Origin of the sequence: Microvirga aerophila (genome assembly GCF_003332305.1) — a bacterium.
In the GTDB taxonomy this organism is placed as follows: Bacteria; Pseudomonadota; Alphaproteobacteria; order Rhizobiales; family Beijerinckiaceae; genus Microvirga; species Microvirga aerophila.
The window spans coordinates 71,361-91,574 of record NZ_QOIO01000018.1 but is presented as its reverse complement, the minus strand read 5'-3'; the positions used below and the strand labels follow the sequence as shown (position 1 = coordinate 91,574).

The following is a 20,214-nucleotide window of genomic DNA, read 5'->3' as shown; positions in this document are numbered from 1 at the left end:
CGGGCGGGAAACGTCGACATTCAAAGGCGCGAGACCTCATGAACGCTCCGGTCAATCCCAAGAAGATCATCAAAGGCGCGACAGGCGATTGGGAAATCGTCATCGGCATGGAGATCCATGCCCAGGTGACCAGCCAGGCGAAGCTGTTTTCCGGCGCCTCCACGGCCTTCGGCGGCGAGCCGAACAGCCACGTTTCCCTGGTGGACGCGGCCATGCCCGGCATGCTGCCCGTGATCAACGAGGAATGCGTGCGCCAGGCCATCCGCACGGGCCTGGGTCTCAAGGCCCAGATCAACCTCAGGAGCACCTTCGACCGGAAGAACTATTTCTACCCGGACCTGCCGCAGGGCTACCAGATCAGCCAGTACAAGAGCCCGATCGTGGGCGAGGGGCAGGTGATCGTGGACGTGCCGGAGACCGGCGAGACGATCACGGTCGGCATCGAGCGCCTGCACCTGGAGCAGGATGCGGGCAAGTCGATCCACGACCTGCATCCGACCAACAGCTTCGTGGACCTGAACCGGTCCGGCGTGGCCCTGATGGAAATCGTCTCGAAGCCGGACCTGCGCTCCTCCGACGAGGCGCGGGCCTATGTGACCAAGCTGCGCACGATCCTGCGCTATCTCGGCACCTGCGACGGTGACATGGAGAAGGGCAACCTCCGGGCCGACGTGAACGTATCCGTCCGCCGCCCCGGCGATCCGCTTGGCACCCGCTGCGAGATCAAGAACGTCAACTCGATCCGCTTCATCGGACAGGCCATCGAGGTCGAGGCGCGCCGCCAGATCGGCATTATCGAGGACGGCGGCACCATCGACCAGGAAACCCGTCTGTTCGATCCGGGCCGGGGCGAGACCCGCTCCATGCGCTCAAAGGAAGAGGCCCACGACTACCGCTACTTCCCTGATCCGGACCTCCTGCCGCTCGAATTCGACCAGCCTTACGTGGACGATCTCGCCCAGCACCTTCCGGAGCTGCCGGACGAGAAGAAGGCCCGCTTCATCGCCCAGTACGGCATCCAGTCCTACGACGCGGGCGTGCTCGTGGCCGAACGCGCGTCTGCGGACTTCTATGAGGAAGTCGCCAAGGGTCGCGACGGCAAGGCCGCGGCGAACTGGATCATCAACGAGCTGTTCGGCCGCCTCAACCGCGACGGCAAGGACATCGGCTCCTCGCTGGTCACGGCCGCCCAGCTCGGCGCAGTCATCGACCTCATCGGCGAGGGTGTGATCTCGGGCAAGATCGCCAAGGACCTGTTCGACATCGTGTTCACCGAAGGCGGCGATCCGCGCGATATCGTCGAGACCCGGGGCATGAAGCAGGTGACCGATACGGGGGCCATCGAGAAGGCTGTGGACGAGATCATCGCCGCGAACCCCGACAAGGTGGAGCAGGCGAAGGCCAAGCCCACGCTGCTCGGCTGGTTCGTCGGTCAGGTCATGAAGCAGACCGGCGGCAAGGCCAATCCGCAGGCGGTGAATGAGCTTCTCAAGGCCAAGCTCGGGATCGAGTGATCGTGGCGCTCCTCGAAGCCGAGGAGATCCTCGGCCTGCGTCCCGCCACCGACCGGGACGCGCAGGATCTCTTCGGCCTCCTGGCCCTGTGTTTCGCCGATTACCCCGGCTGCTTCATCGATCCCCACGACGATCTGCCTGATCTGCGTACGCCCGGGTCCTCCTTCGGCGAGACGAACGAAGCTTTCTGGGTTGCCGAGGACGAGCGCGGCCGCGTGTGCGCCTGCGTGGCGGTGAGCTTTCCCGAGCTCGGTACGGCCGAACTGCATCGGCTCTACGTCCGGCCCGACCAGCGCGGCAAAGGCCTCGGCGGATCGCTGGTTCGCAAGGTCGAACGTCACGCGCGCCTCCATGGAGCAACGCGCATCGTCCTTTGGTCCGATTCTCGTTTCTCCGCAGCCCACGGGCTCTACCAACGTCTCGGCTACAACCGGGCCGAGGAAAAGCGGGAACTCGACGATATTTCCCACTCCGTGGAGTATCGCTTCGAGAAGGATCTCTGATCTGGCGCAGGCTGCCTTGCGGGGGTGAGCTTAAACCCTGGACTGGCCTGGGGTTTCCGTGCCCTCAGGGCTCCGCGACGCCAAATCGTTCCGCGTACCGGTTCGCAATCCTCGTTTGCCACAGGCATAGGACCGGCGTGACGATGAGCTCCATCGCGAGCCCTCCGATCATGAACAGGGAGGGCAGGCCCGTGAAGACGAGGCCCAGGAGACGCGAGAGTCCTCCGATCACGATGAGGAGCGTCAGGATCCGGAAGCGGTTTGTCTTCTCCTCGATCCCCGGCACGGTGCTCCAGAAGCAGATGCCGATGCCGAGCAGGAGGCCGGACAGGAAGCGAAAATGGCTCTCGGCCGAGATGCTGACGGCGTCTCCGGTCAACGCCTGCCCGAAGAGAACTCCATAAAGACCTATGGCGGCCGGAACGATGGCCGCGAGGGCCACTGTCTGCTGCAGGAGCTTTCGCTCACGATCGATGCTGGCCATGATGCCTCCTGGCCTGAGATTCTGGTCCTTCCGACTCGTGAATCAATCGGCTAGAGCATCGTTCTGGCCGAAAACCCGGGTCCCTTCTCCGCACGATGCGCTAGGTTCCCGTCGTTCAACTCGATCACAGGTTTGCCCTATGCCCACACGTTTCGAGCTTCATGGAATTACCTTCTCGGGTCCGACCTACAAGGTCGGCCTGATGCTTTCGCTCGCCGGAGAGGCATTCGATTATGTGCACCTCGACATGATGGCGGGCGCGCACAAGCAACCCGCCCATATGGCAAGGCAGCGCTATGGGCAGGTGCCTCTCCTGATCGACAAGTCGAACGGGCGTCATCTGTGCCAGTCCGCGGCGATCCTGGAATACCTCTCCGATACCCTCGGCAAGTTCGGAGGCTCTACCCTCGACGAGCGGCTGCAGGCGCGCGAGTGGCTCTACTGGGACTTCGACCGCCTGGCAGCCCCGATCTATCGCGCCCGCACCATCAAGCTCGGCATCCGTCAGGCCCCGCCGGAGGTGCTTGAGGATTGCACCAAGGGAGGGCAGGCAGCCCTGAAGGTGCTCGACGCCCATCTGGCCGGACGCGATTGGCTGGTCGGGGAGGGCTCACCATCGCCGATATCGACATCTATGGCGTCGTAGCCTATGCGGGCGAGGCCGGAATCGACCTCGGTCCCTACGCCAACCTGTCCGCCTGGATGAAGCGCGTGGAGGCGCTGCCCGGGTTCAATGCGCCGGGCTTCCTGCCGCGCGAGTCCCGCGAGGCCGCATGAGCGAACTTCTGATCAGGGAGGCCCGGGCCGGCGACCTCGAGAGCATCATCCGTCTTCATGAAGAGGACGAGCTTGGGTCTCATGGCGATGCCTGGACGCCGGAAAGCCAGCCCGCCTACGAGGCGGCTTTCGCGGCGATCTCGCAGAGCTCGGAGAGCGAACTCTATGTGGCTTTGAGCGACGGCGAGGTGGTGGGCACCTTCCAACTCACCTTCATTCCGAATCTCACCGGCCGAGGGGCCCTGCGTGTGAAGGTGGAAAGCGTGAAGGTGAAGGCTGCCCGGCGATCCCTCGGGATCGGCGCGACCATGATGGGTTTCGCGGAGCAGCGGGCCCGCCAGAGGGGCGCGGCCATGCTGGAACTGTCATCCAACAAGTCCCGTGGGAATGCGCACCGGTTCTATGAGCGGCTGGGCTATGCCCGCAGCCACGAAGGCTTCAAGAAGAAGCTTTGAGGCGCTCCCCGAACGTACGGCGAAGACCCTTGTTCCGTGTTCCGTTGCCGTCACCGGCCTTATGCCGGCGACCTCGATCTATTGTCCACGTCCGATTGGGATGACCGCGACAGGTCCGAACATAACAGCGAATGCGTCGGGTCGGCCCACTATCCCCGGAACTATCAGCTGAACCTTTGGACATGAGCCCATAAAGAAGGTGTTCTGGACAAAGTAACGCTACTTCATCCCAGTGGGTTGTAAGTATCATCTCTGCGCTGGGGTGCGCTCAGAAGGAGTCTTGAGTGTCTAAGCCCGTATCTATCGCCGCGCCTCTGATGTTGCTGGTCGCTTGCGCCCCAGTCGAAAGATCATCGCCATCCATGGCGGATGATGGGGGAGAATTCCGTGTGACACTCACACAAGACTACTTCTGGCCAGCCTCTACAGCCGCAATGGGCTCGGATGGTGAACAGCATGTGATTGATGCCTTTCCCCTAGTTACGGCTATGGTCGTGTCTCGACGCGACAACAAGCCGCTCGATTACGAAGATGAAGCGGTGAGCAGGGCAGTTGCCCAAAGGTCCTGCGCTGCAAAGGGCGAGCGCTTTTCCGACGGATCCGCAGGTAGGCTAAGTGAAGGTGCTTGGGCTTTTTCGCCCGTTTGTGAATGAAGCAGAACTTGACGGCGAAAAGCCACTTTGCCCTCAGCCATGCGGGTTTCGGGAAGAAGCTTTAGGCGTATTCCAGTCACTGGATCTGAGTAATTTTAAGTCTTGAGCCGCTTTCGGTAATAGACGACCCGTTCCGTTTCCTCGAATCCGAGCGCGACATGCATTTGCTGGGAGCCGAGATTGTGGAGTTCCACGTCCGACGCGAATTCGGAGCATCCAAGCCGGATCGCCCAGTTCCCGACCGCCTGAACGAGCAGGCGGGCGACGCTACGGTTTCGACGCTCTGGGCGCACATAGATCCCTTCGAGGAAGGCAACCGGGGATGTGGTGCAGCCATTCACGTAATCGTGGCGCAGCGCCGCTTCGGCAAATCCCGCGGCCACGCCATCTGACGTTACGGCAAGATAGGCGACGGTCTGCTCGGGATGCTCGATCTGCGCTTCCGCCTCGACCCGATGCTCTTGCGCCGAGGTGTCCGGCCACAAGTCCTGCCGGAGGATAATCCAATCCTCCAGCGACTCTCGCGTGCACTGCTCGATCCGCATGCAGCCTCCGTCGTTCACCGGCTTGGAATTCCACCAACCGCACCGGGAAGCAATGGCCGCAAGATCCGAACTTAGACGTTCTTGCCCTTCAGGCGCGAATTGCAGGCGCTCCAGAACTTCGGCCACTTGGTGCCGGGCTCCATCTGGCCGCCGGCCTTGGCTTCCTTCCATTCGGCGCTGCACTTGCTCATGCGCTCACGGGCGGCCATCTGGGCAGCGGTCGGCTCCTTCTTGGGTTGGGTCTGGGCCGAAGCCTCCATGGACATGGTGAAGGAAAGAGCCATAGCGGCGACGAGCGTGGCGCTCAGGATGCGGTGCGTCATTGAAATCCCCCTTGGGTGCCCTGTTTATTGGGGCGCATGCATGATCTCATATGAAACAATGAAACATGCAAGACTGTCCGGGGGCAGGTTTTTTCTTTCCACGGATTTTCGTCGCGGATGATAGTATCCGGCCCGATCTTGTGCCCTAAGGTCACAAGCTGGCATCTTGTGAAACCGAGGAGTGGAACGCCATGGCGGTTCTCGCCGAGCAAAAACCGATTGATCTCTACTACTGGCCCACTCCGAACGGATGGAAGATTTCCATCATGCTTGAGGAAACGGGTACGCCTTACACGGTGCACCCGGTGAACATCGGCAAGGGCGAGCAGTTCAAGCCCGAGTTTCTGGCGATCTCTCCGAACAACAGAATGCCGGCCATCGTCGATCCCGACGGGCCGGATGGCCAGCCGATCTCGGTTTTCGAGTCCGGCGCGATCCTGCAATATCTCGGGCGCAAGACCGGACAGTTCTACCCACAGGACGAACGCAAGCGCGTCGAGGTGGAGCAGTGGCTGTTCTGGCAGATGGGCGGCTTCGGGCCCATGCTCGGTCAGACGCACCATTTCCGCATCTATGCGCCCGAGCAGGTGCCCTATGCGATCAACCGCTACACCAACGAGGCGAACCGGCTCTACGGCGTCCTGAACAGGCGTCTTGAGGACCGGGAATTCGTCGCAGGTGAGTATTCCATCGCCGATATGTCGATTGTCGGTTGGGCGAAGCTCTGGGAGCGCCAGGGCCAGAACATCGGGGACTTCCCGAACGTGAAGCGCTGGCTCGATACCATGCTGGCGCGTCCCGCCGTGCAAAGGGGTCTCAAGGTCAGCTCCGAGGTGCGCAACAACGGCGACATGCAGGACCCGGCCGTCCAGGCGGTTCTGTTCGGCCAGCGCGCGCGCTGACATCAAGCCTCGATCCGTATTCTGAAAGACGCCTGTCATTCCGCGGCGGCTCTGCGAGCCGGAATGACAGGCGTAAATTCCACTGCAGAGCTATCTCACCTTCGTCCAGGTCTGCGACCGGCAGATGAGACCGCCGAGGACTCAGCCCGAGAGCTGCATGGCGTTGCCGTCCTTGAAGCTCATTTTGCCGTTATACGTCTTCCCATCCTTGTAGTTATAGAGCTGCCCGGTGAAGCCATCACCGGCGGGCTGGATGTTCGAGATCATCTGGACGCCCACGAGGCTGCGCCCGCGCTTCCCCCATCCGGATTGTTCACGTCCTTGGCCTCGCCCTGGATCGCCACGATGGTGCCGCAAAAGGTCGACCCGCATTTGGCGACCCGCACCCGGGTCTCGCCGGTTTCGCTCAAATATGTGCCGCTGGGGTCGGAGGCTTGCGCTTGGGCGGCCCCGATGAGCAGCAGAAGGCCAAACGCGGCGAGGATGGTTGATTTCATGGTCGACTCCCTAAAGGTCGATCTTCGGTGGATCGATCCTCATTGAGACTAGGGGAGCAGCTTGGCCTTTCCAAGCTTGACCCTGCGAAGCCGCCAAAAGGCGCTTGAGGGCAGGGGGCAGCGCCGCTATAAGCGCCGCACTCCCGAAATTTTTTCTCCTCAAAAGTGAGTTGTCATGGCCACCGAGCGTACCTTCTCCATCATCAAGCCCGACGCGACCGAGCGGAACCTGACCGGCGCCATCAATGCGGTCATCGAGAAAGCCGGCCTGCGCATCGTGGCGCAGAAGCGCGTTCTCATGAACCGCCGCGAGGCCGAGACTTTCTATGCAGTCCACAAGGAGCGCCCCTTCTTCGGCGAGCTCGTCGACTTCATGATCTCCGGCCCGGTGGTCGTGCAGGTTCTCGAAGGCGACAACGCCGTGGTCCGCTACCGCGAGGTCATGGGCGCCACCAACCCGGAGAGCGCCGCCGAGGGCACGATCCGCAAGCTCTACGCCAAGTCGATCGGCGAGAACTCGGTTCACGGCTCCGACAGCCAGGACAACGCCAAGATCGAGATTGCCCAGTTCTTTGCGGGCAACGAGATCGTGGGCTAAAGCGCCACAGGCTTTCTGACGAGGCCGCCTTCGGGCGGCCTTTTCATTTTCCGGGCTTTCCCGCATCATCCGCCCGCCATGAATCAAGCCCCACGCATCGAACATCGCCCCTCCGTCTGCCCGCATGATTGCCCTTCGGCCTGCTCGCTGAAGGTCGAGGTCATCGACGGGCGCACCATCGGGCGTGTGCATGGGGCGCAGACCAACCGCTACACGGCTGGCGTCATCTGCGCGAAGGTGGCGCGCTATGCCGAGCGGATCCACCACCCAGACCGGCTGCTCCATCCCCTGAAGCGCACTGGCCCGAAGGGCTCCGGCCAGTTCGAGCGTATCTCCTGGGACGAGGCGCTGGACATCGTCGCCCGCAAGTTCCTGGAAGCCGAGCGCGATTTCGGATCGGAATCCGTCTGGCCTTACTATTATGCCGGCACGATGGGCCTCGTGATGCGCGACGGCATCAACCGTCTGCGCCACGCGAAGAATTATTCCGGTCAATACTCCACCATCTGCACCGCCATGGCCTGGACGGGCTATGTGGGAGGCACCGGCAAGCTGGCCGGAGTCGATCCGCGCGAGATGGCGGTGTCGGACTGCGTCGTGATCTGGGGCACGAACCCGGTTCACACCCAGGTCAACGTGATGACCCACGCCATGAAGGCCCGCAAGGAGCGCGGGGCCAAGATCGTGGCCGTCGACATCTACATGAACGCCACCATGAAGCAGGCCGACATGGCGCTTCTCGTCCGTCCCGGCACCGACGGGGCGCTCGCCTGTGCGGTCATGCACGTGCTCTTCCGCGACGGCTACGCGGATTGGGACTATCTCAAGCGCTACACCGACCATCCCCGCGAGCTGGAGGCTCATCTGCGCACCCGCGACCCGGCCTGGGCCGCGTCGATCACGGGTTTGACAGTCGGGCAGATCGAGGAATTCGCCAAGCTGGTGGGCGAGACCAAGCGCACCTTCTTCCGCCTCGGATACGGGTTCGGACGCCAGCGCAACGGCGTCGTCAACATGCATGCGGCGGCCTCCATCCCGGCCGTGACAGGCGCCTGGCAGTATGAGGGCGGAGGCGCCTTCCACAACAACGGCGCGATCTTCCATTGGAACAAGTCGCTGATCGAAGGGCGTGAAGACGCCGACGGGTCGATCCGCAGCCTCGATCAGTCTCAGATCGGCCGCGTGCTTACCGGTGATCGTGAGGCCCTTTATGGCGGCCCTCCCGTCAAGGCGCTCCTGATCCAGAACACCAACCCGATCTCCGTCGCGCCGGAGCAGGAGCTGGTGAAGCGGGGCTTCGCCCGTGAGGACCTGTTCGTCTGCGTCCACGAGCAATTCATGACCGAGACGGCCCTCATGGCCGACATCGTGCTGCCCGCGACCATGTTCATGGAGCACGACGACCTCTACCAGGGCGGCGGACACCAGTACTTCCAGCTCGGGCTCAAGCTCATCGATGCGCCAGGCGAGTGCCGCTCCAACCACGAGGTGCTCCAGGGGATCGCCAAGCGAGTGGACGCGAAGCATCGCGGCTTCGGCATGACGCCGCGCGAAATCATCGACTGGACCTTGCAGAATTCCGACTGGGGCACGGTCGAGAATCTGGAAGAGCAGGTGCATATCGATGCGCAACCGCCCTTCGAACAGGCGCACTTCCTCGATGGATTCGGCTATCCGGACGGCAAGTTCCATTTCAAGCCCGACTGGACCAAGGTGCCGTCCTACAACAACGGCCCCATGGGGCCCTGGGCCGAGATGCCGTCGCTGCCCGATCATTGGGCCGTCATCGAAGAGACCACCCACGAGCATCCGTTCCGCCTCGCCACCAGTCCGGCCCGGCAGTTTCTCAATTCGACCTTCACCGAGACCCCCACCTCCCAGGCCAAGGAGAGGCGGCCCGAGGTGATGATCCATCCGCTCGATGCCGAACCGCAGGGGATCGTGGACGGCGACTGGGTGAAGCTGAAGAACCAGCGCGGCGAGGTCTATCTGCGCGCCCAACTCTTCGATGGTGTTCGGCGCGGGGTGCTGATCGCCGAATCCATCTGGCCGAACGCGGCTCATCCCTATGGCCGGGGCATCAACACGCTCACGGGCGCGGATCAGGTTGCGCCTTACGGCGGAGCGGCCTTCCACGACAACCGGGTTGCCCTCGAAAAGGCCGAGCCAAAGCCATCAACCGTGCCTGTCGCAACGGCAAAACGTGAGCGTACAGAGCCGGTTGTTGGGTAAGTTTTAAGGCTGTTTCTGAATCCCGCTTGACCCTGGACGGCCAAGCCTGTCCTTTGGCCCGATTGTTTCATTATCTCGGGGTCTTCCGATGACGTTCGCCTTCCGCTCCATGTTGGCCGCGGCTGCCATTGCCGTCTCCGCAGGTGCCGCCTTCGCGGCGGCATCCAACATGCCGACCCAGTACCAGCCGGATCCGGCCCTCAAGACCGCAAGCGCGAGTGAGCTTCGGGCACGTGTTCGCCAGGCCTGCTCGGTTACGCAGGCCAAGCTCCAGAACGTCAGCGAAGGATCGGTTTCCAGGAAATGCGATTGCTATGCGGGCCAGACCATGCGCGCCTTGAGCGCCGACGAGGTGCAGGCCTATCGCGACACAGGGATCTTCAGCGACAGCGCCCGCGCCAAGGCCCTCGCGGCCATCGATTCCTGCAAGCTCGAGCGTCCGACCCTGTAACGTCCCGAAAAGTGTCGGAGCGCCGGCGGTCGCAGACTCGAGGTCCGGCCTACAAAAAGAGCGCCCTCTTGTGGAAACAAGGGGGCGCTCCAAGGTTCGGCTCGAAGGGGCACTAAAACGAAGCCGGGTCGTTTCATATAGGGTCGGAAGTGCATTTGAACATTGCGGTATGTTAAGAGATCGCGAGCGGTGCTGTGTGCTAAACTGACACATAACAGCCTTGTTCGATCTCCTACCCCTTGTTGATTAGTTCTTTTGCTAGTAACAGATTCGTTACTCGAAGGGGCAATTTCGAGTCAGAGGGCCGCGAACACAGTTCAAGCAAGAACTGGGCGCGGCCCTTTTCCGTGTATGGGCAGCTCAAGCTTGGTGTTTATTGCCAGGCTGTTCGGAAAAGTCGTGCCAGGACGGAGCTAGGCGCACGGCCTGCCCGAAGCAGCGTCCTAGACCGGCGAAAGAAGGGCTGCCGAGGCATCCCAACTGTCCGTGAAGATCACACGTCCGCCATCGAGCCGCGCGCGGCCGCTGCAGATCATCCGAAGCGCCTGCGGATAGAGGAGGTGTTCCTGCTCCAGAACCCTTTCCGCCAGGCTGGTCTCCGTATCGTCCGGCACGACCGGCACGACCGCTTGAGCCACGATGGGGCCGGCGTCGAGCTCAGGCACCACGAAATGCACCGTGCAACCATGAACTAGGACGCCTTCCTCCAGGGCCCGCCTGTGGGTTTGGGTGCCCCGAAACAGGGGCAGGAGGGAAGGGTGGATGTTGACCATCCTGCCTGCCCAGCGCTCCACGAACCAGTTCGTCAGCACCCGCATGAAGCCCGCAAGGCAGATGAACTCGATGTCCCGCGCGTGGAGCGCTTCGTCCAAAGCCTGCTCGAAGCTCTCGCGGGTGGAATAGGCCTTGTGGTCGATGGCCAAGGCCTCGATTCCCGCGTCCCTTGCCCGGTCCAGCCCCTCCGCGTCGGGGCGGTTCGAGAGCACGAGGGCAATCTCCGCCGGGTAATCGTGGGCGCGCGCGGCCTCCATGAGCGAGACCATGTTCGATCCGCGCCCGGAAATCAGGATGGCGATGCGGCGGCGGGTCATCAGATCTTCAGGCGGCCCGACGTCTGCACGGGCTCGCCGCCCGTATGAGCGATGGTCGCGCCGATGCGGACCGGGTTCTCGCCAGCTGCCCGCAGACGCTGCATGACGCCCTCGGCCTCGCCGGCATCGGCCACGACAATCATGCCTATGCCGCAATTGAAGGTGCGCAACATCTCGGCCTCGGCAACGCCGCCGGTTCGCGCCAGCCAGCCGAATACCGGCGGAACCGGGATAGAGTCGAGGTCGAGGCGCACGCCGACGCCGTCGGGCAGGACGCGCGGGATATTGTCGGGGAAGCCACCGCCGGTGATGTGGCAGAGCGCGTTGATCCTGCTGCCCCCCTTCAGCACGGCGAGGAGCGCCTTCACGTAGATCCGGGTTGGCTCCAGAAGGGCCTGGGCGAGGCTCTCGCCTGCCGCAAACGGAGCCGGTGCGTCCCAGGCAAGGCCTGAGCGCTCGACGATGCGGCGCACCAGGGAAAAGCCGTTGGAATGGACGCCGGAGGAGGGCAGGCCGATGAGCACGTCGCCTGCCTTCACGTCCTTCGGCAGCAGGGTTCCGCGCTCGGCCGCGCCGACCGCGAAGCCCGCAAGATCGTAGTCGCCCTTGGCGTAGAGGCCCGGCATTTCAGCCGTCTCGCCGCCGATGAGGGCGCAGCCCGCCTGGCGGCAGCCATCCGCGATGCCTTTGACGATGGCGACGCCAACCTCCGGCGAGAGCTTGCCGGTGGCGAAGTAGTCGAGGAAGAACAAGGGCTCTGCGCCCTGAACGATGATGTCGTTTACGCACATGGCCACGAGGTCGATGCCGATCGTGTCATGGATACCGGTGTCGATGGCGATCTTCACCTTGGTGCCGACGCCGTCATTGGCCGCCACCAGGATGGGGTCGGTAAAGCCCGCAGCCTTGAGGTCGAACAAGCCGCCGAACCCGCCGATCTCCGCATCGGCTCCGGGCCGGCGCGTGGCGCGCACCAGGGGTTTGATCTGGTCGACCATGGCGTTGCCCGCGTCGATATCGACGCCTGCTTGCGCATAGGTCAGGCCGTTCTGCTGCTTCTCGGTCATCGGCGGTCCCCGTCTCCCCGCGGGCAGTAAGGCGAGAGGGACCCGTAGGCAAGGGGCTTTGCTGCAGATTGATGGGCCTTTCCAAGGGAAGCGGGCCCCCATTGCACGGCCTTGCAACCCGGCGACGAACCCCGCTACCTTGCGCTTTCCCTGGGGCCGGCGATGCGGTAACCCGCGGGGATTGGGAGACGCCCATGACAGCAGCCTCTTCCGTTCCAGACGGCAAGCCGACCTGCCGGGTCGTTCGCGCGGGGCCGGATTTCATCGGCAAGCAGGCGCTTTCCTACGCGCCCGGCATTTCGGCCGAATCCGTGGGCGCGAAGGGAATCCACCTCCAGATCGTCACCATGCCACCGGGCGCCAAGGCTAAGGCCCATCTGCACGAGGCCCATGAAACGGCGCTCTACGTCCTGAGCGGCGAGGCCGGCATGTGGTTCGGCGAGGGGCTGGAAGAGCATGTTTCGGCGAGGTCGGGAGATTTCATGTATATCCCGGCCAATGTTCCCCATCAGCCGTACAATGCCAGCCAAACCGAGAGCTGCATCGCGGTGATCGCCAGAACCGATCCAAACGAGCAGGAGAGCGTCGTGCTTCTTCCGGAGCTCGATCAGGTCCACCGCTGAGGAAGTTCGCTCCTCCCCGCTGTCCCCATGGACCGAGGCCAACATTGCAGTCGGCCCGCCGACCCGTCATCATCTGACCCGATGACCATTCCGAACATCATCACCATCGGTCGGCTCATCCTCGTTCCGTTCGTGATCATGATGATCATGCAGGAGCGGTGGGGGACGGCCTTCGTGCTGTTTGCCATTGCGGGCATTTCGGACGGGATCGACGGGTTCATCGCCCGGCATTTCGACATGCGCAGCGAATTGGGGTCCTATATCGATCCCCTGGCCGACAAATCCCTCCTGGTCTCGATCTACGTGTCCCTGGCGATCGTGGGGGTGATCCCAAGCTGGCTTGCCATCGTGGTCGTCTCTCGGGACGCAATGATCGTGGCGGCGGTTCTGTTGTCCTGGGTGATGGATCGGCGGGTGGCCATCAAACCGCTGCTCGTCAGCAAGCTGAACACCGGGGCCCAGATCGGTTTTGCGGCCTTTGCCCTTGCGGCAAACGCCTATGGGGTCGACCTTGCGGGGCTCGAAGATGTGGCGATGGTGACAGTCGCCGCCTTGACCGTCGCTTCCGCCGGTGCCTATCTCGGAGGCTGGCTGCGGCACATGACGGGCTGATGCGGGGTTTTCTGGGGTGAAGACGGCATGACGATCCAACGGCAGATTTCATTCTGGGTCGCGGCGCTGGTCGTCGCGGTGCTGCTGCTCTTCGTCCTGCGCGGCATCCTCCTGCCGTTCGTGGCGGGCTTTGCGCTGGCTTATCTGCTCGATCCCCTGGCCGACCGGCTACAGAAGGTCGGCATCGGGCGCCTCGGCGCAAGCCTCCTCATCCTCGTCCTGTTCGTCCTGGTCTTCATCATCTCCCTCATGATCCTGGTGCCTTTCGCCGCGCAGCAGGTGACGGCCTTCGTGGAAAGGCTGCCCGGCTATGTGGTAAGGCTGCAGGAACTGGGCGCGGAGCAACTGGGCCCGCTCGTCAGGAAGCTCGGCATCGAGGAGTCGCTTCCCGCGGCGCCGCCATCCGTCGGCAATCTCATCAGCCAGGGTATCGCCTGGATCACAGCTTTCCTGCAAGGTCTCTGGTCGGGCGGACAGGCCCTCATCGGCATCTTCTCCCTGCTTGTGGTGACGCCGGTCGTGGCCTTCTACATGCTTGTCGACTGGGACCGCATGGTGAGAACCGTCGATTCGTGGATGCCCATGCGCCACCGCGACACGATCCGCTCGATCGCCCATGACATCGATGTTGCCATCGCGGGCTTCGTCCGAGGACAGGCCATGGTCTGCATCATCCTCGGGACCTTCTATGCGGTGAGCCTCGCCCTCCTTGGGCTCAATTTCGGCGCCTTGATCGGCATGACCTCGGGCATCCTGAGCTTCATTCCCTATGTGGGCTCGCTCACCGGTCTCATCCTGTCCATGGGCGTAGCCATCGTGCAGTTCTGGCCGGACTGGACCATGATCATCGCAACGCTGAGCATCTTCATCTTCGGCCAGTTCGTGGAAGGCAACATCCTGTCGCCCAAACTCGTCGGCGACTCCGTCGGCCTGCACCCGGTTTGGCTCATGTTCGCCTTGGTGGCCTTCGGTGCGCTCTTCGGCTTCGTCGGCCTGCTGCTCGCGGTGCCGCTTGCCGCCGCCGTTGGCGTCATCGCGCGCTTTGCGCTGCGTCAGTATCTGGCGAGCCCGCTCTATCGTGGAAGCGAGTCGGCGATCCTGCTGCCTGGGGCACGGATGGACATCGAGGCTGAGCGGAAGGCCGATGTCGATGCGTGAGGTTCCCAAACAACTCGCCTTCGACCTGCCCCTCGACCCCCGCTACGGGCGGGAGGACTTTCTCGTCAGCCCCTCCAACGAGCAGGCCTATGCGTGCATCGAAAGCTGGCCGGGCTGGCCTGATACGATCCTGCTGTTGCGAGGGCCGCGCGGGAGCGGCAAAAGCCATCTCGCGTCGATCTGGGCGGAAACGGCTCATGCCTGGACGGTCGACGCCGCCGAAGTCACGCAGGACAAGGTCCCGCATCTCGTCTCCAATGGTGCCCTCGCCATCGAGGACATGGATCGCGCCGAGCGGGACGAGGCGGCCCTGTTCCATCTGCTCAACCTCGCCCGGGAGCGGAAGGCCTCGGTGCTGGTGACCTGCGAAACGCCCCCGGACACGTGGGGCCTGAGAACGCCGGACCTTCTCTCGCGGCTGCGGCTCGCGCCGAGCGTCTCCATCGATGCGCCGGACGACGCCCTGCTGAGGGCCGTGCTGGTAAAGCTGTTCGTCGACCGGCAACTCGTGGTCGACACCAGCGTTGTCGACTATATCGCGCTGCGGATCGAGCGGTCGCTGGCCAAAGCGTCCGAACTCGTGACTCTTCTCGACAAGGAAGCTCTGAGCAGGGGGCGGCGCGTGTCCCGGGCCATCGCGGCCGAACTTCTTGGCGCTACCCAGGAAACGGATGAGATCGAGTGAAATCTGACCCAGAGACCCTGTCGTCCGACCGTCGTGAAACCGTCACGAAATCCAAGGCAAAACGGCTGCCGCGGAAAGTGCCGGAGAACGATGTGCGCGGTGCGTTGACGATGGACGAGGCCGAGATCGTCACCGATGCCCCGTTGCCGAAGGCCCCGCCGGATATCGAGCTCGACGGGGCTGCCCTGAAGCAGTTCCCCCAGCGCTTCATCAATCGGGAATTGTCCTGGCTCCAGTTCAACCGCCGAGTTTTGGAAGAGGCGTCGAATAAAAACCATCCACTTCTCGAGCAACTGCGCTTCCTGTCGATCTCGGCCGACAACCTCGACGAATTCTTCATGGTGCGGGTCGCAGGCCTCAAGGGGCAAGTCCGCACGGGCGTGGCCGCGCCCTCCCAGGACGGACTGACCCCGCAGGAGCAACTGTCCAAGATTTCGACGGCTGTGTCCCTCTTGGCGTCCGACCAGCAGCGGCGCTGGCACGAATTGCGGGACGCCCTACTCGAAGAGGGCATCGTCCTCGTGGACGGGCCTGGACTGACGAAGTCCGAGGCGTCCTGGCTCGAGGACTACTTCCTCAACCACATCTTCCCGGTTCTCACCCCGCTAGCCATCGATCCGGCGCATCCTTTCCCGTTCATTCCCAACCTCGGTTCCTCGATCGCGCTCAAACTGGCGCGACAGAGCGACGGAAAGGTCCTGAACGCGCTTATCCGGCTGCCGCCCCGCGCCGAACGCTTCATCCGCCTGCCCGATTTCGCCGAGACGGGCGCAAACCGTTTCATCGCTCTCGAGCAGATGATCGCGCTCTACACCATGCGGCTTTTTCCTGGCTACAACGTCCAGGGGCAGGGCGCTTTCCGGGTGATCCGCGATTCCGATATCGAAGTGGAGGAAGAGGCCGAGGACCTGGTGCGCCTCTTCGAGACGGCTCTCAAGCAGCGCCGTCGCGGCACGGTGATCCGCCTCGAGGTCGAGGCGGCGATGCCGGAGGACCTGCGCCAGTTCGTGGCGGAGGAGTCGGAGGTGTCCGACGACGAGGTCTTCGTGGTCGAGGGCATGATGGGCTTGAGCGATCTCTCCCAGCTCGTCGCTCTCGATAGGCCGGACCTCAAGTTCAAGCCCTATAACCCGCGCTTTCCGGAACGCATCCGCGAGCATAGCGGTGATTGTTTCGCTGCGATCCGCCAGAAGGACATCATCGTCCATCACCCTTACGAATCCTTCGACGCGGTGGTGCAGTTCCTGCATCAGGCGGCGCGGGACCCGAACGTGGTGGCGATCAAGCAGACCCTCTACCGCACCTCGTCCAATTCTCCCATCGTCGCGGCGCTGGCCGAGGCGGCGGAAGCCGGTAAATCCGTCACGGCTCTCGTGGAGCTCAAGGCGCGGTTCGACGAGGAGGCCAACATCCGCTGGGCGCGCGATCTGGAGCGCGCCGGCGCCCAGGTGGTGTTCGGCTTCATCGAGCTTAAAACCCACGCCAAACTGTCGATGGTTGTCCGGCGCGAGGGCGGCCAACTCATCACCTATTGTCACGCGGGCACGGGCAACTACCACCCCATCACGGCCCGCATCTATACCGACCTTTCGTTCTTCACAGCCGATCCGGTGATCGGGCGGGACGTATCGCGGATCTTCAACTACGTGACGGGCTATGCGGAGCCGGCGGAACTGGAGCGCATGGCGGTTTCTCCCCTGAACCTCAAGAAGCGGCTGATCCAGCACATAGAGGAGGAGATCGCCCACGCCAAAGCCGGCCGTCCGGCGGCGATTTGGGGCAAATGCAATTCCCTGGTCGATCCGGTCATCATCGATGCGCTCTACAACGCCAGCGCGGCCGGCGTGCAGATCGACCTGATCGTGCGCGGCATCTGCTGCCTCCGGCCTGGAATTCCGGGTCTGTCGGAGAATATCCGGGTCAAGTCCATCGTCGGTCGCTTCCTGGAGCACACCCGCATCTACGCCTTCGGCAACGGGCAGGCCCTGCCGAACCCGAAGGCGCATGTCTACATCTCGTCGGCCGACCTCATGCCCCGCAACCTGGACCGGCGCGTCGAGGCGCTTCTGCCGATTCTCACGCCCACCGTGCATGAACAGATTCTTGAACAGATCATGCTGGCGAACCTGCTCGACAACGAGCAGAGCTGGACGGTATTGGCTGACGGAACCAGCCGGAGAATCGTCCCCGCCAAGGGTGAGGAACCGTTCAACGCTCATAAGTATTTCATGACCAATCCGAGTTTGTCGGGCCGTGGAAAATCTCTCAAGACATCGAGCCCAAAGGCGCTCCCCAAGCGTGGGCAACGCTGACATGCAGGCGGTCGAGCGCGAGGCTCCGGGGCGGCTCAAGATCGGCCGCCCGGTGGCGACCATCGACATCGGATCCAACTCGGTTCGTCTCGTGGTCTATGAGGGCCTGACCAGGGCTCCGACGCCGATCTACAACGAGAAGGTCCTGTGCGGTCTCGGACGGCACGTGGCGACCACCGGGCGCTTGGACGACGAGGCGGTCGACCGGGCCTTGAGGGCGCTCGCGCGCTTCCAGGTCCTGTGCAAAACCATGAACGTGTCGGACGTGTTCGTGCTGGCGACGGCCGCCGCCCGTGACGCGTCCAACGGGCCGGCCTTCCTGGAGGCCGCAGCCGAGGCTTGCGGCCACGGCATCGAACTCCTGTCCGGCGCCAGGGAGGCGATGCTCTCCGCCTTTGGCGTCGTGTCGGGCTTCTTTGATCCGGATGGCATCGTCGGCGACATGGGCGGCGGCAGCCTGGAGCTGGTGGATGTGAGCGGCCCGACCGTGGGGCAGGGCGTTACCATGCCGCTCGGCGGTCTGGCCTTGCAGGACCTGAGTGGCGGGTCCCTCAAGAAGGCGCAGAGAATCATCCGGGCGGCACTTGAGCGCGCACCCGAATATCTCGAACATCTCCATGGGCGGACCTTCTATGCGGTCGGCGGCACGTGGCGCGCATTGGCGCGGCTGCATCAGGCCGCGAAGGATTATCCCCTCCACGTCATGCACGGCTACACCATCAAGCCCGACGACGGCCTGGACTTCCTTCACCTCATCGAGGAGGCGGACACCAAGACCCTGAAGGACATCGAAAGCGTTTCCGAAGCCCGCCGCCCTCTTCTGGCCTATGGGGCGATCCTGCTGGAGGAGATCATCAGGCTGGGCGAGCCGAAGGACATCGCCATCTCGGCCTATGGCGTGCGCGAAGGATTGCTGTACGAAAAGCTCGACCCTGGGATCCGCCGGCATGATCCGCTCATTTCGGCGGCAGGCGACCTCAACCTGCTGCGCTCCCGCTCGCCCCGGCACGGGGAGCAATTGTGGGAGTGGACCGAGCAGTTCATGAAGAGCCTCGGGCTCCCGGAGACCGAGAACGAGTATCGCCTGCGCCATGCGGCCTGCCTGCTCGCCGATATTGGCTGGCGGGCGCACCCGGATTATCGCGGGGAGCAAAGCCTCAATCTCATCGCCTATGGGGCTTTTGCAGGACTCGATCATCCCGGCCGCGCCTATTTGGCATTGTCGATCTTCTTCCGACACGAAGGTCTCAACCCGGACAAGGTCGGCTCCCGGATCAAGGCGCTTGCGGGAACGCGCCTGATGGAGCGCGCGCGGCTGCTCGCGGCGCTCATGCGCGTGGCTTATCCTGTTTCAGTCGGGATGGAGGGAATCCTGCCCAAGACGCCGGTCTTTGCCCGTGGCGGCGAGGTCGTGCTGCAACTGCCTGAACACATGGAAGCCCTGGCGAACGAGCGCCTCTCGGGCAGGCTTCGGGCGCTGGGCAAGCTCCTGAACCTGTCGCCAGCCATCGAGATTGCCGGTTAAACCGCCTCGGCCCGCGTCAGGTCACGCACGACGACCCGGCTTCGTTCCAGCACGAGGCCGAGCTGGCCGTTCTTGAGGGCAAGGGCCTTTTCGCCGAACAGGCTCCGCCGCCAGCCGTGGAGGGAGGGCACGTCGGCCGTGTCGCTTTCGGCGATGGCCTCAAGCTCCTCGACGGTCGCGATGATCTTGGGCGCGACGCCTTCCTGCTCGGCGACGGCCTTCAGGAGAACCTTCAGGAGCTCCACCACGGCGCCTGCCGCCCCGCGTCCACGGGATCGCTCCGGCATGGGAACGGTCGCGGGGTCACGGGTAAGGCCGCGCTCGACCGCTTCCAGGATGTCGGCTCCCGTGCGGGACCGCTCGAACCCATTGGGGATCGAACGCAGGCGTCCCAGGGCTTCGGTGCTGCGAGGGGCTGAGACGGCGACGTCGATGAGCGCGTCGTCCTTGAGGATGCGGCCCCGGGGAACGTCGCGGTTCTGGGCCTCACGTTCCCGCCAAGCGGCAACCTCCATCAGAACGGCGACTTCCTTGGCCTTGCGCAGGCGGCCGGACAGGCGGCGCCAAGCGTTATCCGGGTCGGCCTGATAGGTCTCCGGGGAGGTGAGGACCGACATCTCCTCGCTCAGCCACGCGAGCCTGCCGTTCTTCTGCAGCTGCGCCATGAGCGCCTCGTAGACGCTCACCAAGTGGGTGACATCGGAGAGCGCATAGGTGAGCTGGGCGTCGGTCAGCGGGCGGCGTGACCAGTCGGTGAAGCGGGAGGACTTGTCCACCCGCGCCTTGGCGAGGTCGTTGACCAGCTGCTCGTAGGACACCGAATCCCCGTAGCCGCAGACCATGGCGGCGATCTGGGTGTCGAACAGGGGCGTGGGGACGAGCTGCCCCAGGTTCCAGATGATTTCGAGATCCTGCCGGGCCGAATGGAACACCTTCACGACGTTGGGATCGGCCATGAGCGCCATGAAGGGCTCCAGGCTGATTTCCTCGGCCAGCGGGTCGATCAGATAGGCGTCAGCCGGATCGGGACCCGCCATCTGGATCAGGCAGAGCTTAGGGTAATAGGTGGTCTCGCGCAGAAACTCCGTATCGACGGTGACGAACGGATGAGCGGCGAGGCGGATGCAGGCGGCAGCCAGGGCGTCGGTCGTTGTGATCAAATCCATGAGATAGGCTTTTAGCTGAACGCGAGCGTTCCCGCGACTCC

The 20,214-nt window shown here is 63.5% G+C and carries 23 protein-coding genes; 15 read left to right on the top strand and 8 right to left on the bottom strand.

Going from position 1 to position 20,214, the window contains the following annotated elements; all coding sequences use genetic code 11:
• Nucleotides 1–38: 38 nt before the first annotated feature.
• Nucleotides 39–1,514, top strand: coding sequence for an Asp-tRNA(Asn)/Glu-tRNA(Gln) amidotransferase subunit GatB (gene gatB, locus DRB19_RS12105; RefSeq protein ID WP_114186289.1), 1,476 nt, complete (start codon nucleotides 39–41; stop codon nucleotides 1,512–1,514).
• Between the two features lie 2 nt (nucleotides 1,515–1,516).
• A complete protein-coding gene (locus DRB19_RS12100; RefSeq protein ID WP_162815670.1) occupies nucleotides 1,517–2,017 on the top strand; it encodes a GNAT family N-acetyltransferase in 501 nt (166 codons plus the stop codon).
• A gap of 64 nt (nucleotides 2,018–2,081) precedes the next feature.
• Here DRB19_RS12100 and DRB19_RS12095 read toward each other — a convergent pair whose 3' ends face one another.
• Complete coding sequence (locus tag DRB19_RS12095) at nucleotides 2,082–2,492, bottom strand: DUF4345 domain-containing protein (RefSeq protein WP_114186318.1); 411 nt, start codon at nucleotides 2,490–2,492, stop codon at nucleotides 2,082–2,084.
• Between the two features lie 148 nt (nucleotides 2,493–2,640).
• Between DRB19_RS12095 and DRB19_RS12090 the strand changes: the two genes are divergently transcribed.
• Genes DRB19_RS12090 through DRB19_RS12080 form a run of 3 tightly spaced genes read left to right on the top strand, consistent with a single transcriptional unit; the run spans nucleotide 2,641 to nucleotide 3,733 of the window.
• The gene (locus tag DRB19_RS12090) at nucleotides 2,641–3,147 is read left to right on the top strand and encodes a glutathione S-transferase family protein (protein WP_162815669.1); all 507 of its coding nucleotides are present in this window, start codon (nucleotides 2,641–2,643) and stop codon (nucleotides 3,145–3,147) included.
• On the top strand, nucleotides 3,093–3,278 hold the full coding sequence (locus DRB19_RS12085; RefSeq protein WP_162815668.1) for a glutathione binding-like protein: 186 nt from the start codon (nucleotides 3,093–3,095) through the stop codon (nucleotides 3,276–3,278). Before DRB19_RS12090 ends, DRB19_RS12085 begins: the two co-directional genes overlap by 55 nt.
• The gene (locus tag DRB19_RS12080) at nucleotides 3,275–3,733 is read left to right on the top strand and encodes a GNAT family N-acetyltransferase (RefSeq protein WP_114186286.1); all 459 of its coding nucleotides are present in this window, start codon (nucleotides 3,275–3,277) and stop codon (nucleotides 3,731–3,733) included. The genes DRB19_RS12085 and DRB19_RS12080 overlap by 4 nt, the downstream gene beginning before the upstream one ends.
• A 748-nt stretch (nucleotides 3,734–4,481) precedes the next feature.
• Here DRB19_RS12080 and aac(6') read toward each other — a convergent pair.
• The gene (gene aac(6') / locus DRB19_RS12075; protein ID WP_114186285.1) at nucleotides 4,482–4,931 is read right to left on the bottom strand and encodes an aminoglycoside 6'-N-acetyltransferase; all 450 of its coding nucleotides are present in this window, start codon (nucleotides 4,929–4,931) and stop codon (nucleotides 4,482–4,484) included.
• A 71-nt stretch (nucleotides 4,932–5,002) separates the two neighbouring features.
• Entirely contained in the window at nucleotides 5,003–5,254 is a 252-nt protein-coding gene (locus tag DRB19_RS12070; protein WP_114186284.1) for a hypothetical protein, read from the bottom strand.
• A 191-nt stretch (nucleotides 5,255–5,445) separates the two neighbouring features.
• Between DRB19_RS12070 and DRB19_RS12065 the strand changes: the two genes are divergently transcribed.
• Nucleotides 5,446–6,156, top strand: a complete 711-nt coding sequence (locus DRB19_RS12065; protein ID WP_114186283.1) for a glutathione S-transferase N-terminal domain-containing protein — start codon at nucleotides 5,446–5,448, stop codon at nucleotides 6,154–6,156.
• Between the two features lie 141 nt (nucleotides 6,157–6,297).
• On the opposite strand, the gene DRB19_RS31685 is transcribed toward DRB19_RS12065, so the two are convergent.
• Both DRB19_RS31685 and DRB19_RS12060 read right to left on the bottom strand, forming a co-directional pair.
• A complete protein-coding gene (locus tag DRB19_RS31685; protein ID WP_246690417.1) occupies nucleotides 6,298–6,423 on the bottom strand; it encodes a DUF2147 domain-containing protein in 126 nt (41 codons plus the stop codon).
• A complete protein-coding gene (locus DRB19_RS12060) occupies nucleotides 6,420–6,653 on the bottom strand; it encodes a DUF2147 domain-containing protein (protein ID WP_246690418.1) in 234 nt (77 codons plus the stop codon). Before DRB19_RS12060 ends, DRB19_RS31685 begins: the two co-directional genes overlap by 4 nt.
• Before the next feature lie 175 nt (nucleotides 6,654–6,828).
• On the opposite strand from DRB19_RS12060, the gene ndk reads away from it, so the two are divergent.
• The 3 genes from ndk (at nucleotide 6,829) to DRB19_RS12045 (ending at nucleotide 9,934) form a co-directional block, all read left to right on the top strand.
• Nucleotides 6,829–7,251, top strand: coding sequence for a nucleoside-diphosphate kinase (gene ndk, locus DRB19_RS12055; RefSeq protein ID WP_114186282.1), 423 nt, complete (start codon nucleotides 6,829–6,831; stop codon nucleotides 7,249–7,251).
• Between the two features lie 78 nt (nucleotides 7,252–7,329).
• Nucleotides 7,330–9,483: a molybdopterin-containing oxidoreductase family protein gene (locus tag DRB19_RS12050; RefSeq protein WP_114186281.1), complete on the top strand. Its 2,154-nt coding sequence runs from the start codon at nucleotides 7,330–7,332 to the stop codon at nucleotides 9,481–9,483.
• Nucleotides 9,484–9,571: 88 nt separating this feature from the next.
• Nucleotides 9,572–9,934, top strand: coding sequence for a hypothetical protein (locus DRB19_RS12045; protein ID WP_114186280.1), 363 nt, complete (start codon nucleotides 9,572–9,574; stop codon nucleotides 9,932–9,934).
• A 443-nt stretch (nucleotides 9,935–10,377) separates the two neighbouring features.
• On the opposite strand, the gene purN is transcribed toward DRB19_RS12045, so the two are convergent.
• Together purN and purM are read right to left on the bottom strand one after the other, a co-directional pair.
• Entirely contained in the window at nucleotides 10,378–11,025 is a 648-nt protein-coding gene (purN, locus tag DRB19_RS12040) for a phosphoribosylglycinamide formyltransferase (protein WP_114186279.1), read from the bottom strand.
• Complete coding sequence (purM, locus tag DRB19_RS12035) at nucleotides 11,025–12,092, bottom strand: phosphoribosylformylglycinamidine cyclo-ligase (RefSeq protein ID WP_114186278.1); 1,068 nt, start codon at nucleotides 12,090–12,092, stop codon at nucleotides 11,025–11,027. Before purM ends, purN begins: the two co-directional genes overlap by 1 nt.
• Before the next feature lie 194 nt (nucleotides 12,093–12,286).
• Here purM and DRB19_RS12030 point away from each other — a divergent pair, with 194 nt between their 5' ends.
• From DRB19_RS12030 to ppx, 6 genes are all read left to right on the top strand, one after another.
• The gene (locus DRB19_RS12030) at nucleotides 12,287–12,715 is read left to right on the top strand and encodes a cupin domain-containing protein (protein ID WP_114186277.1); all 429 of its coding nucleotides are present in this window, start codon (nucleotides 12,287–12,289) and stop codon (nucleotides 12,713–12,715) included.
• Between the two features lie 81 nt (nucleotides 12,716–12,796).
• Nucleotides 12,797–13,327: a CDP-alcohol phosphatidyltransferase family protein gene (locus tag DRB19_RS12025; protein WP_114186276.1), complete on the top strand. Its 531-nt coding sequence runs from the start codon at nucleotides 12,797–12,799 to the stop codon at nucleotides 13,325–13,327.
• A gap of 27 nt (nucleotides 13,328–13,354) precedes the next feature.
• On the top strand, nucleotides 13,355–14,485 hold the full coding sequence (locus DRB19_RS12020; RefSeq protein ID WP_170148920.1) for an AI-2E family transporter: 1,131 nt from the start codon (nucleotides 13,355–13,357) through the stop codon (nucleotides 14,483–14,485).
• The gene (locus DRB19_RS12015) at nucleotides 14,478–15,170 is read left to right on the top strand and encodes a P-loop NTPase family protein (protein ID WP_174799948.1); all 693 of its coding nucleotides are present in this window, start codon (nucleotides 14,478–14,480) and stop codon (nucleotides 15,168–15,170) included. The genes DRB19_RS12020 and DRB19_RS12015 overlap by 8 nt, the downstream gene beginning before the upstream one ends.
• A 110-nt stretch (nucleotides 15,171–15,280) precedes the next feature.
• Nucleotides 15,281–17,482 (top strand): RNA degradosome polyphosphate kinase, encoded by a 2,202-nt coding sequence (locus DRB19_RS12010; RefSeq protein ID WP_114186316.1) that lies wholly within the window; start codon nucleotides 15,281–15,283, stop codon nucleotides 17,480–17,482.
• Nucleotide 17,483: 1 nt separating this feature from the next.
• On the top strand, nucleotides 17,484–19,007 hold the full coding sequence (ppx, locus tag DRB19_RS12005) for an exopolyphosphatase (RefSeq protein WP_114186274.1): 1,524 nt from the start codon (nucleotides 17,484–17,486) through the stop codon (nucleotides 19,005–19,007).
• Here the strand turns inward: ppx and rnd are convergent.
• Nucleotides 19,004–20,173: a ribonuclease D gene (rnd, locus tag DRB19_RS12000; protein ID WP_114186273.1), complete on the bottom strand. Its 1,170-nt coding sequence runs from the start codon at nucleotides 20,171–20,173 to the stop codon at nucleotides 19,004–19,006. The genes ppx and rnd overlap by 4 nt on opposite strands.
• Nucleotides 20,174–20,214 lie beyond the last annotated feature (41 nt).

Coding starts and splice junctions, on each gene's coding strand:
- DRB19_RS12090 (WP_162815669.1), top strand. CDS start 2,641: ATGCCCACACGTTTCGAGCTTCATGGAATTACCTTCTCGGGTCCGACC.
- purN (WP_114186279.1), bottom strand. CDS start 11,025: ATGACCCGCCGCCGCATCGCCATCCTGATTTCCGGGCGCGGATCGAAC.
- DRB19_RS12020 (WP_170148920.1), top strand. CDS start 13,355: ATGACGATCCAACGGCAGATTTCATTCTGGGTCGCGGCGCTGGTCGTC.
- gatB (WP_114186289.1), top strand. CDS start 39: ATGAACGCTCCGGTCAATCCCAAGAAGATCATCAAAGGCGCGACAGGC.
- DRB19_RS31685 (WP_246690417.1), bottom strand. CDS start 6,423: ATGATCTCGAACATCCAGCCCGCCGGTGATGGCTTCACCGGGCAGCTC.
- DRB19_RS12070 (WP_114186284.1), bottom strand. CDS start 5,254: ATGACGCACCGCATCCTGAGCGCCACGCTCGTCGCCGCTATGGCTCTT.
- DRB19_RS12065 (WP_114186283.1), top strand. CDS start 5,446: ATGGCGGTTCTCGCCGAGCAAAAACCGATTGATCTCTACTACTGGCCC.
- DRB19_RS12045 (WP_114186280.1), top strand. CDS start 9,572: ATGACGTTCGCCTTCCGCTCCATGTTGGCCGCGGCTGCCATTGCCGTC.
- DRB19_RS12030 (WP_114186277.1), top strand. CDS start 12,287: ATGACAGCAGCCTCTTCCGTTCCAGACGGCAAGCCGACCTGCCGGGTC.
- DRB19_RS12080 (WP_114186286.1), top strand. CDS start 3,275: ATGAGCGAACTTCTGATCAGGGAGGCCCGGGCCGGCGACCTCGAGAGC.
- DRB19_RS12025 (WP_114186276.1), top strand. CDS start 12,797: ATGACCATTCCGAACATCATCACCATCGGTCGGCTCATCCTCGTTCCG.
- rnd (WP_114186273.1), bottom strand. CDS start 20,173: ATGGATTTGATCACAACGACCGACGCCCTGGCTGCCGCCTGCATCCGC.
- DRB19_RS12060 (WP_246690418.1), bottom strand. CDS start 6,653: ATGAAATCAACCATCCTCGCCGCGTTTGGCCTTCTGCTGCTCATCGGG.
- ndk (WP_114186282.1), top strand. CDS start 6,829: ATGGCCACCGAGCGTACCTTCTCCATCATCAAGCCCGACGCGACCGAG.
- DRB19_RS12010 (WP_114186316.1), top strand. CDS start 15,281: ATGGACGAGGCCGAGATCGTCACCGATGCCCCGTTGCCGAAGGCCCCG.
- ppx (WP_114186274.1), top strand. CDS start 17,484: ATGCAGGCGGTCGAGCGCGAGGCTCCGGGGCGGCTCAAGATCGGCCGC.
- purM (WP_114186278.1), bottom strand. CDS start 12,092: ATGACCGAGAAGCAGCAGAACGGCCTGACCTATGCGCAAGCAGGCGTC.
- DRB19_RS12015 (WP_174799948.1), top strand. CDS start 14,478: ATGCGTGAGGTTCCCAAACAACTCGCCTTCGACCTGCCCCTCGACCCC.
- DRB19_RS12050 (WP_114186281.1), top strand. CDS start 7,330: ATGAATCAAGCCCCACGCATCGAACATCGCCCCTCCGTCTGCCCGCAT.